This window comes from Paenibacillus sp. DCT19 (genome assembly GCF_003268635.1).
Lineage (GTDB): Bacteria > Bacillota > Bacilli > Paenibacillales > Paenibacillaceae > Paenibacillus.
This window is the reverse complement of record NZ_CP029639.1, coordinates 5,260,323-5,274,711: the sequence shown is the minus strand read 5'-3', so window position 1 is coordinate 5,274,711 and position 14,389 is coordinate 5,260,323. Positions and strand designations below refer to the sequence as shown.

General features: G+C 47.1%; 17 protein-coding genes and 1 pseudogene. 16 read left to right on the top strand and 2 right to left on the bottom strand.

The features are described 5' to 3' along the window. Nucleotides 1–11: 11 nt before the first annotated feature. Nucleotides 12–281, top strand: coding sequence for a 30S ribosomal protein S14 (gene rpsN / locus DMB88_RS24095; protein WP_128103379.1), 270 nt, complete (start codon nt 12–14; stop codon nt 279–281). A gap of 103 nt (nt 282–384) precedes the next feature. After that, nucleotides 385–717 (top strand): DUF3024 domain-containing protein, encoded by a 333-nt coding sequence (locus DMB88_RS24090; RefSeq protein ID WP_128103378.1) that lies wholly within the window; start codon nt 385–387, stop codon nt 715–717. A gap of 155 nt (nt 718–872) precedes the next feature. Here DMB88_RS24090 and DMB88_RS24085 read toward each other — a convergent pair whose 3' ends face one another. Next, entirely contained in the window at nt 873–1,931 is a 1,059-nt protein-coding gene (locus tag DMB88_RS24085) for a substrate-binding domain-containing protein (RefSeq protein ID WP_128103377.1), read from the bottom strand. 352 nt (nt 1,932–2,283) lie between these two features. On the opposite strand from DMB88_RS24085, the gene modA reads away from it, so the two are divergent. Together modA and modB are read left to right on the top strand one after the other, a co-directional pair. After that, entirely contained in the window at nt 2,284–3,156 is an 873-nt protein-coding gene (gene modA, locus DMB88_RS24080) for a molybdate ABC transporter substrate-binding protein (RefSeq protein WP_128103376.1), read from the top strand. After that, nucleotides 3,153–3,836, top strand: a complete 684-nt coding sequence (modB, locus tag DMB88_RS24075; protein WP_128103375.1) for a molybdate ABC transporter permease subunit — start codon at nt 3,153–3,155, stop codon at nt 3,834–3,836. Before modA ends, modB begins: the two co-directional genes overlap by 4 nt. Before the next feature lie 119 nt (nt 3,837–3,955). Here the strand turns inward: modB and DMB88_RS24070 are convergent, their stop codons facing one another. Further along, nucleotides 3,956–4,492: a GNAT family N-acetyltransferase gene (locus DMB88_RS24070; protein WP_128103374.1), complete on the bottom strand. Its 537-nt coding sequence runs from the start codon at nt 4,490–4,492 to the stop codon at nt 3,956–3,958. A gap of 266 nt (nt 4,493–4,758) precedes the next feature. Here DMB88_RS24070 and DMB88_RS24065 point away from each other — a divergent pair, with 266 nt between their 5' ends. The 12 genes and pseudogenes from DMB88_RS24065 (at nt 4,759) to DMB88_RS24010 (ending at nt 14,385) form a co-directional block, all read left to right on the top strand. Then, the gene (locus DMB88_RS24065) at nt 4,759–4,965 is read left to right on the top strand and encodes a hypothetical protein (RefSeq protein ID WP_128103373.1); all 207 of its coding nucleotides are present in this window, start codon (nt 4,759–4,761) and stop codon (nt 4,963–4,965) included. 485 nt (nt 4,966–5,450) lie between these two features. After that, nucleotides 5,451–6,290 (top strand): transporter substrate-binding domain-containing protein, encoded by an 840-nt coding sequence (locus DMB88_RS24060; protein WP_128103372.1) that lies wholly within the window; start codon nt 5,451–5,453, stop codon nt 6,288–6,290. A 24-nt stretch (nt 6,291–6,314) separates the two neighbouring features. Beyond that, nucleotides 6,315–7,056 (top strand): annotated as a pseudogene (locus tag DMB88_RS24055) (amino acid ABC transporter permease). 4 nt (nt 7,057–7,060) lie between these two features. After that, entirely contained in the window at nt 7,061–7,771 is a 711-nt protein-coding gene (locus tag DMB88_RS24050) for an amino acid ABC transporter permease (protein WP_128103371.1), read from the top strand. Then, entirely contained in the window at nt 7,768–8,520 is a 753-nt protein-coding gene (locus DMB88_RS24045; protein WP_128103370.1) for an amino acid ABC transporter ATP-binding protein, read from the top strand. The genes DMB88_RS24050 and DMB88_RS24045 overlap by 4 nt, the downstream gene beginning before the upstream one ends. A gap of 122 nt (nt 8,521–8,642) precedes the next feature. Beyond that, nucleotides 8,643–8,930: a hypothetical protein gene (locus DMB88_RS24040; protein WP_056702634.1), complete on the top strand. Its 288-nt coding sequence runs from the start codon at nt 8,643–8,645 to the stop codon at nt 8,928–8,930. Nucleotides 8,931–8,953: 23 nt separating this feature from the next. Continuing rightward, nucleotides 8,954–9,295 (top strand): alpha-helical endospore appendage domain-containing protein, encoded by a 342-nt coding sequence (locus DMB88_RS24035; RefSeq protein WP_128103369.1) that lies wholly within the window; start codon nt 8,954–8,956, stop codon nt 9,293–9,295. Continuing rightward, nucleotides 9,292–9,588 carry a hypothetical protein gene (locus tag DMB88_RS24030; protein ID WP_128103368.1) on the top strand — a complete coding sequence of 99 codons (297 nt, stop codon included), beginning with the start codon at nt 9,292–9,294 and terminating at the stop codon, nt 9,586–9,588. Before DMB88_RS24035 ends, DMB88_RS24030 begins: the two co-directional genes overlap by 4 nt. A gap of 4 nt (nt 9,589–9,592) precedes the next feature. After that, nucleotides 9,593–9,937, top strand: coding sequence for a hypothetical protein (locus DMB88_RS24025; protein ID WP_128103367.1), 345 nt, complete (start codon nt 9,593–9,595; stop codon nt 9,935–9,937). Between the two features lie 353 nt (nt 9,938–10,290). Continuing rightward, on the top strand, nt 10,291–11,385 hold the full coding sequence (locus DMB88_RS24020; protein WP_251384175.1) for a CgeB family protein: 1,095 nt from the start codon (nt 10,291–10,293) through the stop codon (nt 11,383–11,385). Nucleotides 11,386–11,550: 165 nt separating this feature from the next. Further along, on the top strand, nt 11,551–12,690 hold the full coding sequence (locus tag DMB88_RS24015; protein ID WP_251384176.1) for a CgeB family protein: 1,140 nt from the start codon (nt 11,551–11,553) through the stop codon (nt 12,688–12,690). 63 nt (nt 12,691–12,753) lie between these two features. After that, the gene (locus DMB88_RS24010; protein WP_128103366.1) at nt 12,754–14,385 is read left to right on the top strand and encodes a glycosyltransferase family 4 protein; all 1,632 of its coding nucleotides are present in this window, start codon (nt 12,754–12,756) and stop codon (nt 14,383–14,385) included. Nucleotides 14,386–14,389: the final 4 nt, after the last annotated feature.

Here is a 14,389-nt window from a genome sequence, read left to right as displayed (position 1 = left end):
GAGATGTAAATATGGCCAAAAAATCTAAAGTTGTTCGTGAGAAAAAACGACAAGCAATTGTGGCTCGCTATGCAGAGCTGCGCCGTGAGCTCAAAGAAAAAGGAGACTACGAAGCGTTGCAGAAACTACCACGCAATGCCTCTCCTACTCGATTGAAAAATCGCTGTGAGGTTACAGGTCGTCCAAGAGGATACCTACGCAAATTCAAAGTATCACGGATTGTCTTCCGTGAGCTGGCTCACAAAGGACAGATTCCAGGCGTGACGAAGTCAAGCTGGTAACGGATACTCATGTGTATTAACTGGTAACGAATACCCATGTGTGTTAAATAGCGTGTTCAGAAGTCCGGTTGTCTGTACCAAGATTAGATAGGGAGGTCACATCATGCTAGACTCCTTTACCGTTTGGCGAATTGAGTCTGTGCTGAACGGGTATATCCACGAGAAAGTACCTGCACCGCTGCGAACCATGGTGAAGTTGACCTATCGTGTGCATCAGAACGAGCTGATTCTGACCGAGGAAAGACCAGCCGAGGAGCGTTACCGATGGGACAAGCTGGATATTGCCAGATTCGAGTGGGATGAACATCGCTGGAAGGTATTCGCCAAAGATGAACATGATCGCTGGAATACGGTGGATGCAATAGAACCTTGCCAGCATTTCGAAGATTTACTTGAACAGGTGGAACGAGATGAAGCAGGTGTATTTTGGCGCTGATGCTTAGAACGGACAAATGCCGCTGCATGGATTGCAGCGGCATTTTAATTTTAATTATTTATATCACAAGCGAGATATGAACATCACGCACAGTTTAGTTAAGTTGTACATGATCATGCTACATGATCATGTAAGCATTACGCCCAGTCTAGATACTACACTTCGTATAAAATTTCCCCTGTACGTGAAACATCATAACCCTCAAACGTTTGCAGCTCCTGTCTGAATTCTGAGGATTGCAGGATGCGTAGCACCGAGTCTACCCACGCTTCATTTCCTTGTTTTCTAAGCATAACTAGATCGTATTGCTCCTGCACAAGGGGGATAAAATCAACCTGGCCAATGAGCCGAACCGCCTTCTCAATACCCACGCCTATATCAGCTTCACCTGTGCTGACTTTCGCGGCGACGCCCATATGACTGGTTTCCTCTATATCGTATCCTGTCAATTGGGAGGGAGAGATACCGTGGAGCCGAAGCTGTTCATCTAGCAAAACCCTTGCGCCTGAACCCTTCTCGCGATTAGCCAATCGGAGACCAGGCTGGTTCAGGTCACTCCAATCCTTGAGGCCACGTGGATTACCCCGCGGCACATAGAGTCCAGCTGGGCGTGACAGAAGGTTCACCACCACGTAAGACCAGCCAATCAAAATTTTGCGAATATACGGCAAGTTGTATTCTCCTGTATCTCCATCAAGTAAGTGAGTGCTGACAAGATCAGACTCGCCCCGATACATCGAGATTAATCCGTCCAGACTACCCATGAATGAGCGGAGTGGACGGATATTCTGCGTTTGTTTCTCCATATGGCGCATGAGAATATCTAGACTGACATCCTGACCTGTAATGACGAGGTGGCGGGCGGACAGGTGGTTCTGCTGAGCGTTTACAGGAGGATACGCAGTTACAGTAGATGAAGAACTGGGTGCGTGCACCGGATGTAGGGTCGAGTCCATGTTTATTGAATCCTTACCCTTTTCGCTAGAATCTTGAGAACGAGCAGCTGAATCCGCGGAAGCAGTTCGATTCACGCCGGATTGGAGCTGTTTGGAGCGATGCTTGTATGCCTCCAGATCGGTGGCGTCAACTCTCATCTGTTTACCTACACGGTAAGCAACGAGGTCACCTTTTTTGATCAGGTCATAGACCGTAAGTTTGGATATTTTGAGTAGCTTCGATATTTCTTCGGTTGTATAGGATTGCTCCTCCGTCATTAGTGAAGATCCTCCTTCAAGGTATATAAAAATGAATTAAAACATAGGACACTCGCCACTTCGATGGCAGAGCTTTATGAAGTCATTTTAGATAGAGAAATGTACAGATGTACGAAGAGAAATTAATTCATCTTCATCTAAGGTATCGAATCATTCTTCTTCATTGATATCTCTTGTACTATACCATTAATTGAGGGGAACCATAAACCAGAGAGCGTGCAATCATCCGATCTAAACGTCATTAAAAATAGAATGTGATCTATGTCACCTTTCCATTTTATTCGTCTTGTGTATAATTAATTATAGTTAATTATAACTAATTATAACGAAACATAACATTGGGGGAGAACGAATGAGAAAGAGAATCGGATATGTACTAGGAAGTATGTCACTTGGACTAGCTCTTGTGTTGAGCGGATGCGGAGCAAGCACAGATACCCCGGATACATCCTCTGCAACGGATTCGACAGCTTCTAATACAGCAACATCAGGAGAGAGCAGTGCAACAGAGAATGTGGATCCTCAGGAAACGGTGGATCTGACTATCTCGGCTGCTGCAAGTCTGACAGATGCGATGAAAGAAATTGAGACCAACTTTGAAGCGGCTAACCCTAACATTAACCTTAACTTTAACTTCGGTGCTTCGGGCGCATTACAGCAACAGATCGAGCAAGGGGCACCATCTGATATTTTTGTCTCCGCTGCAAGCAAAAACATGAATGCTCTTGTGGAAGAGAATTTGATCGCTGAAGCAGATCAGCAAAATTTACTTCAAAACTCATTGGTGGCTGTTGTCTCTGCTGATCGTGCGGATGAAGTAAGCACTGAGAGTGATCTTACCTCAGATACGATTAAAACCATTGCGATCGGTATCCCAGAAAGTGTACCTGCGGGAACATATGCGAAGGAAGCATTAACCAATGCGAAGCTATGGGATCAACTGGAGAGCAAGCTTGTACAGGGCAAGGATGTAAGACAGGTATTACAGTATGTGGAGACAGGAAATGCAGATGCTGGCTTTGTATATAAAACAGATGCGTTGACCTCCGATCAGGTTAAAATTGCGTTTGAAGTAGATAAAACTAGCTATACACCAGCCAATTATCCAGTAGGGATCATTGAAGGAACGAAGCACCGGACAGAAGCGGAACAATTCTATACGTATTTGCAATCACCTGAGGTACTGGACGTGTTCGCCAAATACGGGTTCTCCATTCCGGAATGAATGTTAACGCCATAGATTGGTCCGTATTTTGGTCACCGGTTCGACTATCCCTTCAGGTCGCACTTCTATCCAGTGTTATTGCTGCCGTGCTGGGGATTGCTGTAGCCTGGAAGATGTCGCGAGCGTCGTTTCGGGGGAAAATATTTCTAGAAACGTTCTTTATGCTTCCGCTTGTGTTACCTCCAACGGTCGTTGGATTCCTGCTGCTTGTGCTGTTAGGACGTAAAAGTCTGCTTGGTCAATGGATTGAAGCCATCTTCTCCGCACCAGTGATCTTTTCTTGGTGGGCTGCGGTAATCGCCGCTGTTGTGGTGGCTTTTCCGCTGGTCTACCAAACGATGAAATCAGGATTCTCTGGAATAGATCGGGATCTGGAAGCCGCAGGTCGATCCATTGGTGCGAATGAATGGCAAGTATTCTGGTACATTTCCCTGCCGTTGGCTGGCAGAGCATTGATGACCGCATTTATACTGGGTTTCGCTCGAGCTCTCGGTGAATTCGGCGCTACATTGATGATTGCAGGTAATATTCCAGGCAAAACGCAAACGGTGCCTACGGCAATCTATGTTGCAGTGGATTCCGGGAACCAGACGATGGCTTGGGCTTGGACATGTACGATTGTCGTGATTTCATTTATTATGCTGTTTCTGACCAGACAATCACGAAGCAATAATGATTGATCAATGGACACTAGTGGATGAAAGTAAGAAAACCCGCTTAAGGAAAGCTTCTTCCTTTAAGCGGGTTTTTGAGTTATATCCGTATACGGATATTAGATTATGAGAATAAAACCTAAGAGCTAGCCTGTTTGTACAGATTGGGCATGATAACGTTTGGGATCTAACACTTTGATCATAAATACAATTTCTTCTGAAGCATCCGGAGTCTGCACGACTTGGGTATGGAACGGAGTGTAGCCTTTACGTTCATACATTGGAGCCAGCCAAGGATGCCGAGTCGCCGTTGCCAAATAAACAGCGGGTGCATCCAGTTTGTTCAGAATGACCTCTTTTTCAACCCAGTCCAGCAATCTCGAACCATAACCTTTCCCTTTATGGTTAGGACTCACAGCGAACCACCGAATAAAGGGATAGGAGCTGATGGCCTGTCGCCTCACATCTTGTGCACGATCTAAGGTTACAGTAGCAATGATCTGCCCATCTTCCTCAAGCACATAGCACTCATGCTGAGTTACGTTATTCTGAATAACCTCCAATGTGGCATGTCCTGCAGGAAAAGGAATATTTAGCGCACGAATGGTCTCGTATGCATCCAAAGTAACGGCAAGCAGCGATTCAGCGTCTTCCAGTGTGGCTAGGCGATAATGTTCTGTCATCGGTAACCTTCCCTTCATGATTAAATAACAACTATTCCAACCCGATAAGTGCACATTATAGATTAGGTGTCATTTTATCATGGAACGGTTTTCAAGTGTAGAAAACTCCAATCCATTCTGTCTATAAGACAATCGAAAGCTTCTATATGTGGAAAAAATAAAAAAAAACCAAATTTAGCGCTTTCACCTCTCGCCTAAATGGGGTCTATCCTGTAAAATAGAAGTAACTGATTCCAGCCCAGCACTGAAATAAGGAGAGACGACGAATGAATACGAAACCTGATTGCGGCGTATCGTTGCAAATTGACGACTATCTGGATCTTTTGCATTTTGCCATCCAAATTCAGGATCAAGAGTGGCAGCAGTCCCTGATCCACCAGCTCAAAGTATTTCAGCCGGCGGGGAGCAGCAACAACAACGATCACCTGAAGAAGAGCTTTGGACAAGGCTGGATCATATTAACAGCAAGTTAACAGGGCTATGTAACCAATTGCATGCTGCACATTCGAAGGACGAACGTGAGAAATTTGAAGCACGCATCGGTCTACTTCAAGTACAACGTGTAGAAGTGGCACGCAAAATTAAGTGGGCAAGCCGTAGAACATAGATAAGCAATATGAATCAAAGTCTTCGTTGGAGTTTGGATAGAGACCAGATTAACGATGAATTCGACAAGAGAGATGAAGATTAGAAATGAAGCTATTCTCCCAAGTTCGTTTAAAGGGAAGAATGGCTTTTTTTCTATTGAACAGACAAGAGATGTAATGAAGTATAAAGAAGTTCTATAACGTTATCAGGATGTCCTATTAACCTGCTTATTGCCTATTCAGGACGCACGATGATATTCTTTGTTCAATCCAATTCCGACTATACAAGTAAGAATGGTTAGTTAAAAGGGATTAGGAATGGAAGCACACATCATATTAGCTGTGAAAACAGCCTGTGGAGGAGATTGGGAATGGTTAATAAACGGGGGATTCAGAAATTCCGAACAGCACTGCTGTTCATTACGATGCTTGCGGTATTGGCTGGATGCAGCACAGGCACTGCCGGGAATGATTCCGAATCTGCTTCAGCAGCAGGCGACACCAACGTGAAAAAGATCATTGTAGGAACAGGTACGCAGTTCCCGAACGTCTGCTTCATTGATGAAAATGGTAAATTAACAGGGTACGATGTGGAGCTGATCCGCGAGATTGATAAACGTTTACCTGAATATGAATTCGAATTTAGCACAATGGATTTCAAGAACCTATTGCTTAGCTTAGAAACGAAAAAAATCGACCTTATCGCTCATCAGATGGAAGTTAATGAAGAAAGACAAGCGAAGTTCTTATTTAATGATGAAGCCTATAATATTTTCCCTAATAAAATTGTTGTAAGCCAGAAAAATGAAGAAGTTAAATCGATCAATGACCTCAAAGGTAAAAAATTGATCGTTGGTGCCACAAGTAATGCAGCTGTACTGGCTGAGAAATGGAATGCTGCAAATGGCAGTCCCATTGATATTGTCTATTCTGGAGCAGGTGAGGATACCATTACCCAGATCAAGACAGGACGGGTAGATGCAACGATCAGCACACAGTTTGCCATTGATTATCAGAATAAAGCGGTGGATGCTCAGTTGAAGACGGTAGGAGACCCACTGTCCAACTCCAAAGTATACTTCATCTTGAACAAGGATGAGGAAGAGCTCAAAGCCAAAGTGGATGAAGCGCTCAAATCAATCAAGGAAGATGGAACATTAGCCAAACTGAGCACAGAGTGGCTGGGCGCTGACTATACAGTCGAAGAGTAGTCTGAGAAAGGTGTGCAGGCGGTAATGGGAAAAGCATTCGATCTATCATTGGTTCTGGATTTTGTCCCGGAACTGCTACGATATTTGCATATAACATTGATTGTGCTGGGTGGTTCTATTGTATTGGGGTTGGTTGGGGGCGTATTGCTCGCTGTTCCAAGGTTATACCGGATTCCAGTATTAAGCCAGGTAGCCACCCTGTACATTTCGTTCATGCGGGGCACACCGATCCTGATTAAGCTGTTTCTGGTGTATTATGGTCTGCCTGAGTTGCTCAAACCGATCGGTATCGACCTATCAAGAACCGATCCCTACTGTTTGTTATCGTCACGTACGCCTTGAGTGATGCAGCATCCTTCGCCGAAATCTTTCGGGTGCTGTGAAAAGTGTGGATAAAGGGCAGACCGAAGCTGCATATGCAGCGGGGATGACGTCCTTTCAGTCTTTTCGCCGTATCGTTGTACCTCAGGCGCTCATTGTTGCTTTTCCGAACATGGCCAATACGTTGATTGGTTCATTGAAGGATACGTCGCTGGCGTTTTCCATCGGTGTGATGGATATGGTCGGCAGGGGGCAGACGTTAATCTCTGCTACCTCCCATGCCCTTGAGGTGTACATCAGTTTATCCATCGTGTATTACGTTATTGTCATTGTACTTGAAAAAGGCTTCGCTCAGGCTGAGCGTAGATTACAGCGCCATGAACGCAAGAGCGTTGTACACAAACCGGTGGTTCGAGCGGAACGCCTGAAACGAATAGCGGGGTGAGCAGATGTCTATAGATCTTCAGTTTATTTACACGTCCTTTTTCCAAATTCTAAAGGCATTGCCACTTACACTTGTCATTACGGTTGTTCCGTTGATTGCAGGCTTCGGGATTGGTCTGGCAACAGCCCTGATTCGCATTTATCGAGTACCTTGGATTCATCGCATTGCTGCTTTTTACGTCTCATTCCTGCGTGGAACGCCAATGCTGATGCACCTGTTCCTCATCTATTATGGGATTCCGATGATTATCGATAAATTGGCTGAACGTTACCATTGGGCATTTCAATCGTCATCGATCCCGATCCTTGTATTTGTACTGATTGCTTTCTCACTGACCGCTGGGGCGTATATGTCTGAAATTATTCGTTCCGGTATTCTGGCTGTAGACCCAGGACAGATGGAAGCTGCACATGCTGTAGGCATGAGTACTTTCCAGGCACTGAGACGCATTATTATTCCCCAGGCGATTGGAGCAGTGTTGCCGAATCTATGTAGTATGTTTGTTGGGTTCCTGCATGGGTCTACCCTTGCTTTTACCGTCTCTCAGATGGATATTCTCGGCAAAGCGGACGTTGTGGCATCGGTTAGCTTGAAATTTCTGGAGGCCTTCATTGCCGCAGCATTGATCTATTGGGGGCTGACCATCATTGCGGAGCGCATCACGGCTCTGCTTGAACGTCGGGTTGCCGTGTACAGCAAAGGAGGCGTATCATGATTTCACTCACGAATATACACAAGACGTTTGGTAAACAGGAAGTATTAAAGGGCATTGATCTGACCGTCGAGCAGGGGGATGTTGTGGCCATACTGGGCCCTAGTGGATCAGGCAAAACGACATTGCTGCGCTGCGTCAATTTTCTAGAGCGAGCGGATGAGGGTAAGGTTCAGATCAGTGGATTGACTGTGGATTGTGAGCATGCACGCAAACATGATATTGTGCAGCTTCGGCGCAAGACGGCAATGGTTTTCCAGCATTATAATCTGTTCAAACACAAAACGGTGCTCGATAATGTGACGGAAGGGCTGATTGTAGCTCAAAAAGTTCCCAAAGCTGATGCCAAGGCACGTGCATTACGTGTATTGGAACAAGTTGGACTTGCTGCCAAGGTGAATGAATATCCGAGCATGCTGTCCGGTGGACAGCAGCAACGCGTAGGCATTGCGCGTGCTCTTGCATTGAATCCAGAGGTCATTCTATTTGATGAACCGACCTCGGCACTTGATCCCGAATTGGTGGGTGAGGTGCTCTCTGTTATACGCTCCATCGCCCAGCAGGGGATTACGATGGTTGTTGTCACCCATGAGATGGGCTTTGCTCGCGAAGTGGCGAATCGCGTCATATTTATGGATGGAGGTGTGATCGTCGAAGAAGGCACGCCAGAAGATATTTTTGTGCGACCTAAGCAGGAACGAACGAGACAATTCCTCAGCCGATATTCCTCTGATTGGAGTTATGTTATCTGATGATATAGGCGCAAGCTGGAGTAACTGACACTCCCGGCCCGGCATATGCTGTAGCAGGCAAATGCTGATAGGCCGGGTTTTTGTATGGGTTGAAGCAGGCCGTGACGGCAAGGAGGAGGAGTATGCAGAGCAAAGTCGATGAAATACTCACACATATTGCACATTCTCATCAGCAGCTTGCGCGCGTATTAGATGCTAAACGTCAGGTTGCTGTGCGCATGTCTGAAATTATTAATCATTTGCCCGATATGGAACCAGAGCTTGATGGTGTGGAAGGCATGCTGGACAGTTCAGGACAGATCAACAAAAGCATTATCTCTTACTTGGGAGGTCTTGCAGATTTAGAGGAAGCTGTGGCGGAAACGCTGAGTCAGGTCATGCGGGAGATCGCAGGCCAAGAAGAAGAATAAGCCCGGAAGGCGGGTGAACGGACATGAGTAGAGAGCAAAGCCTTGTTCTCATGCTGGATGCTGCAGCCAAAATGCAATGGAACATCGCGCTGATTTTGGAAGCGAAGGCTATCGAAGCAGAGAAAGTGCGAAATTGGACACTCAATCATCTGAATGGGGAGACATTTATGACCCATGGCGATCAGGTTGCAGAGCCGCTGAAGATGCATGAGCAATTGGTTGAAATGCTGGAAGGGCTAACTCGCATGGAAACGGGACTCTGTAACAACTTAAAAGCTGTCATGATACAGGATGAGGGTGGAGACAGCGGCGGTATGGACGGTGGCATGTTTGGCGGTATGGATCTAGGGGATATCGGAAAATGAGTCTGTTGCGACGTGAGCAGGAGGCGAAACTGGCCCTTATTGAATCGATTGCGCACAGTCAGCAGGCGCTGGCTCGTATTCTGGATAGCGTCGCCAGCGTATCTGCTCATTCAGAGGTATCTGCCCGTAATCTTGCCGAGAACATCCGTCTATTAAGTCGCTATCAAGAAGAAATGTCTCGCATGGTGACAGGAATTCGATTAGCTCGTATTCAGTATGGCGAGCCGGGATTACCTTGGCTCAAACACCCAGACTATGCGATCCGCATCGTTCGGGATTTACAGGAGGAATGATGATATGTTGAAGAAGAAAAAAGCAGGATTGAGAACGAAACGTGCACTCGTGGCTCGTGGAGCTCGTCTGCGCAGAATTCGTAAGCTTCGCGCCCTCAAAAGTAAACGTGTATTGCATAAACGCACCCTCAAAGGACGTAGTGCGTGGCCTAAAAAAAAGAAACGTGTGGTACGCCGGCATCGGAGTGTGAAACAAGTAGCACAGCCATTCGTCCCGGCTACCCCTACCGATCCAAACCCGGACAACGCGTACAGCCAAGGATACACCGAGGCGTACAACGAGGGATTCAACGCGGGTTTCGCCAAGGGATTCGAGGACGGTCATCAGTTAGCTTACAAGGCACAATAACAGAGTCATCTTAACTGCGAAAACTGAACGTATTCCTCTACGTACCCTAATTAAATGCTGCGTATAGGATGCGGATACTGTTATCATGCATGCTCGATTTCCTAAGCAGAGTACATGAACGAACTAAAAGAGGTTGTTCAAAAAGTCCGTTAGCCCGGGAGGAACTTTCTTCCCGGGCTATTTGCTTGGCCGCATAAGCGGACATGCCCGTACAGGCGGATGTGGAGGGCAAGCGCCAATTTTGCGCCTTGCAGGACACCCGTCCATGATGCATCTGACCCCGGGGCATATCCTTTAGAGGGAACACCAATCTCGGGGAGAAGCTAAAGAGGCATCTCCTGAAGGAAGACAGGGTGAAGAATGTGGCGAAGAAACGACACCGCACGCTCAGCGAAGCGGAGGTAGCATACCGCGGCGGATATGCAGAAGGCCGTCGATTCGGCGGTTGTCAGGCCATGTTGGAGCGCGTTCAACCGGTTGAGCCAGCGAAGCGTGATATGAAGGTGCTGTATATCCCACAGGGATTTGATGCCATTGATGGTGGCGTCATTGAAGCACTGCAGCAGTCTGTTCGGGAGTGTGTTGTCGGATCGGCGGCAACGATGCTGCAGCAAGCGAGCGAGCATCGACCTGATGTTGTGTTGGTTATGAATGGATTGCATGTATTTCCTCCAGATCATCTGGAGCAAGTGGATGGGATACGCGGACTTGGCATTCGAACAGCCATCTGGTTCGTAGATGACCCGTATTTTACCGAGGATACGGTTCATATCTGTCAGCATTATGATGTTGTGTTTACTCATGAGGAAGCTGCCATTCCCTTTTATCAAGCTCATGGAGCACGGAGTGTCATCTATTTGCCACTTGGGGTAAATCCGGGCATGTTTCAGCCAAGACGTACCGAACCACAGCATCAATACGACATTTGTTTTATTGGTACGGGATTCTGGAATCGAATTGCCTTGTTCGATGAACTCGCTCCGTTTTTGGCTGACAAGAAAGTATTTATTGCAGGGAGTCAATGGAATCGACTGACTCGGTTGGATATTCTGGGTCGATTCATTCGTGAAGGCTGGCTCGATCCTGGAGCAACAGTGGACTATTACAACGGTGCCAAAATTGTTATCAATGTCCACCGCACGTGCAAGAACGGCGAGGATAATCGAAATACACATCATCTGGAAGGCCGGTCGATCAATCCACGCACTTACGAGATCAGTGCGTGTGGCACGATGCAGATTACGGATGCACGGAGTGACCTTTCAAGGTATTATCGGCCAGGTTATGACATTGAAACCTTCACGACAGCAGCCGAGCTTCAGCACAAAATTGGTTATTACCTCCAGCACCATAAGGAACGGGAAGCGATCGCCTGGCGTGGGCTGCTCACAACGTTGAACCAGCATACGTTTACCCACCGTATGGCACAATTGCTGGGACATCTGTAAATGCAGCCTCAATAAGAGATTGTTCAAAAAGTCCGCTTTTGATTACGAAAGATGCGCGAGCGGCATCTCAGCATCGAATATGGGATTCAGCCGAATGTAACGTTTGCAACGCATACGAGGAGAATTATTACGGTGAAGTCATTTTATATGAGAAGGAGTGGCGGTATGTCTATCAAACACAGAAAGAACAAGCAATTTCATGCGCCTGTGCTTAGTTTGGCAGATCAGGCTCGCAAGAATGGACAGCATGCCGGATACGATGCGGGGAAGGAAGAGGGATACCTGCGTGGTCGTGCCAACTATATTGTCAATTGTGCGCAGGAGCCACTGCCATTTCGTCCAATTCATGTCCTGTACGTATCTTCAGGCAAAGGATTCCCATATTCACCATTAGATGAAGCCATCATGGCTACACTCCAAAGCATGGTGTCTCAAGTCACATTAACCGACCCACGTCAGCCAGTGTCTGAGATTGCCCTGCAATCGCGCCCTGATCTGGTGCTTGTACTGGATGGAATGGATATTCCGATGGAGCATATTGATGCCATTCGTCAAGCAGGAATACCGACAGCGATCTGGCTTACCGATGATCCTTACTACACGGATATGACGCTTGAGTCTGTAAAACATTTTGACCATATATTCACACTGGAACTCAATTGCGTTGACCTTTACCGACAAAGCGGCTGTGCTTCTGTGCATTATCTGCCCTTTGCCGCATTCACGAATCATTACTTCCCCATCACGACACCTTCGCCATTACATCGCGAGGTTAGCTTTATTGGCTCGGCATATTGGAACCGGGTTTACTTCTTCAATCCAATCATGGCACAGCTGATGACACACCAAACGGTATTTAACGGAATTTGGTGGGATCGTCTGCCCGACTACACGTCCTATGGCGAGAAAATCGAACTTGGCCGTTGGATGACTCCGCAGGAAACCAATGATGTATACAACGGCACCAAAATCGTAATTAACCTGCACCGTTCTCACGAGGATGATTCAGTGAACAACAACCATCTCAAAATTCCACCTGCTTCTCCGAATCCAAGAACCTTCGAGATTTCGGCATCCGCAACCCTACAGCTTACGGATGCACGTGACGATCTTGCTCGCTTCTACAAACCAGGTGTAGAGATCGAGACATATTCTTCTCCTCAGGAGTTGCTCGAAAAAGTAGAGTACTATCTCGCTCATGAGAAAGAGCGGCGTGAAATTGCTCTTCGAGGCTTGGAACGTACGCTCAAGGATCACACCTACGGCAAAAGAATCAATGAAATGCTCAGTATTATCTTTCCTTAACTTTATAGCCGGAAGGAGGTGTGCACAGAACCCGTATGCTCGCATACGGCGCTCCGTGCGGCTATGGCAACTAAACCTAAACTAATGTTGTTTTCCCATGTGTGTAATACCCGCAGTATTACCGGGGCGGAGAAGCTGTTACTGCATTTTATGAGGGAAATGGGTGCGATCTTCGATTGTATGCTAGTTGTCCCTCAGGAAGGGAAGCTTGCAGGGCTCGCACGGAGGTTCGATATTCCGGTGAAAGTCTGTTTTCTTCCCATGCTGCACGGTGTCTATACCCCATATCACGGCATTGCAAACGATGCAGAGCTGCTTCGTCAAAGCCCTGCTTATCAGGAGGCGCTCTCCCTATTAAGGGAGTCCGCGCCTGACCTGGTGCTGACCAATACGTGTGTGAATGTGATGCCTGCCGTCGCTGCCAAATCATTGCAGATTCCGGTCATCTGGAAAATCACCGAAATCATACAGTCCAATGACCACATCAATGAGGCTGTGCAGATGATTGGTCGGTATTCGGACTGGATCATTGGTATATCTGAAACAGCTGGAGCACCGTTTAAACAAGCGGGAATGGGCGACAAGCTAACCATCTTGCCTCCAACATGGGATCCGGGTTTACCTGATCCTGATCGCTGGCTGCATTTGCGTGAGCGGAAGCGGAAGGAACTGGGGATCAAGCCTTTCCAGAACTGTATTGGCTACATTTCTTCTTTTATTTATGATGCCAAGGGGCTGAAGCCCTTTGTTGAGATGGCGTTGCAATTGTGTGAAACCCATCCGCGTGCCCGATTTTGGATCATCGGTACGCCATCGGACAAAAAGTATTATGACGAATGCGTAACCCGGGTGAAAAAATCAGGCTATTATCGAAGATTTACCTTCACCACATTTGAGGAAAATGTATCGCTGGCCTATACAGCAATGGATATTGTAGTGATTCCAAGCATGGTTAAAGAAGGCTTTGGCATGACTGCCCTGGAGGGAATGTATTTCGCCAAGCCAGTTATCGCGTTTGCTCAGGGTGGTCTTTCCGAATTATTAGAAACGGTGGGAAGTGGAGAATTTCTGGCTCCGCCTGGAGATAGCAAAGCGCTAGCCGTTTTGGCAACCACACTACTAAATGATTCGGAACTTGCATCCGATGTCGGTTGGCGGAACCGGACAGAAGCGGAACGATTGTACGGCATCGCAACCTATAGGACTGAGATGCATACGATGGTGACACAGTGGCTCATTCGTTTTCCTGCATGGTTCCCCTACATTCAGCCGCCGAACGGACCGGTATACGCATGGGGAGAAGGAGAACTGCGCACTGTGCTCATGATGAGACCGGATGCAATTCGAGCATGTGTATTCCCACTTTCTGTGATCCATACCTTGCCGCTATCTTCACTGCCCCCACTGGCAATTGGATCTCATGAACCCATGCAGAAAGCTACGGAGCCTGGAGACTTAAGAACGAGAAAAAGGAAAACAGCCCGGAATCGCACAGGTCGCAGTCTACGACAGGCTCTAGATCACTCAAGAGTGCGGGATGCCTCCAAGCGTAGCAAAGGATCAGGCAAACGCAAAAGAAAAATCGGTCAGAAGAAGAAGCATCTTTCGCACAAAAAATCATCGGCTGTTCGCAAACGTGGTCTTGCCAAGGCAAGGGGGAGCCGGGTTCGCCGTAGCATGTCGAATACACGATGAAGGC

Bases quoted from the DNA above. Each gene is read 5' to 3' on its own strand.
- DMB88_RS24030 (WP_128103368.1), top strand. From the start codon at position 9,292: ATGAGTCTGTTGCGACGTGAGCAGGAGGCGAAACTGGCCCTTATTGAA.
- modA (WP_128103376.1), top strand. From the start codon at position 2,284: ATGAGAAAGAGAATCGGATATGTACTAGGAAGTATGTCACTTGGACTA.
- DMB88_RS24045 (WP_128103370.1), top strand. From the start codon at position 7,768: ATGATTTCACTCACGAATATACACAAGACGTTTGGTAAACAGGAAGTA.
- DMB88_RS24015 (WP_251384176.1), top strand. From the start codon at position 11,551: ATGTCTATCAAACACAGAAAGAACAAGCAATTTCATGCGCCTGTGCTT.
- DMB88_RS24010 (WP_128103366.1), top strand. From the start codon at position 12,754: ATGGCAACTAAACCTAAACTAATGTTGTTTTCCCATGTGTGTAATACC.
- DMB88_RS24085 (WP_128103377.1), bottom strand. From the start codon at position 1,931: ATGACGGAGGAGCAATCCTATACAACCGAAGAAATATCGAAGCTACTC.
- modB (WP_128103375.1), top strand. From the start codon at position 3,153: ATGAATGTTAACGCCATAGATTGGTCCGTATTTTGGTCACCGGTTCGA.
- DMB88_RS24040 (WP_056702634.1), top strand. From the start codon at position 8,643: ATGCAGAGCAAAGTCGATGAAATACTCACACATATTGCACATTCTCAT.
- DMB88_RS24090 (WP_128103378.1), top strand. From the start codon at position 385: ATGCTAGACTCCTTTACCGTTTGGCGAATTGAGTCTGTGCTGAACGGG.
- DMB88_RS24025 (WP_128103367.1), top strand. From the start codon at position 9,593: ATGTTGAAGAAGAAAAAAGCAGGATTGAGAACGAAACGTGCACTCGTG.
- DMB88_RS24060 (WP_128103372.1), top strand. From the start codon at position 5,451: ATGGTTAATAAACGGGGGATTCAGAAATTCCGAACAGCACTGCTGTTC.
- rpsN (WP_128103379.1), top strand. From the start codon at position 12: ATGGCCAAAAAATCTAAAGTTGTTCGTGAGAAAAAACGACAAGCAATT.
- DMB88_RS24070 (WP_128103374.1), bottom strand. From the start codon at position 4,492: ATGACAGAACATTATCGCCTAGCCACACTGGAAGACGCTGAATCGCTG.
- DMB88_RS24050 (WP_128103371.1), top strand. From the start codon at position 7,061: ATGTCTATAGATCTTCAGTTTATTTACACGTCCTTTTTCCAAATTCTA.
- DMB88_RS24035 (WP_128103369.1), top strand. From the start codon at position 8,954: ATGAGTAGAGAGCAAAGCCTTGTTCTCATGCTGGATGCTGCAGCCAAA.
- DMB88_RS24065 (WP_128103373.1), top strand. From the start codon at position 4,759: ATGAATACGAAACCTGATTGCGGCGTATCGTTGCAAATTGACGACTAT.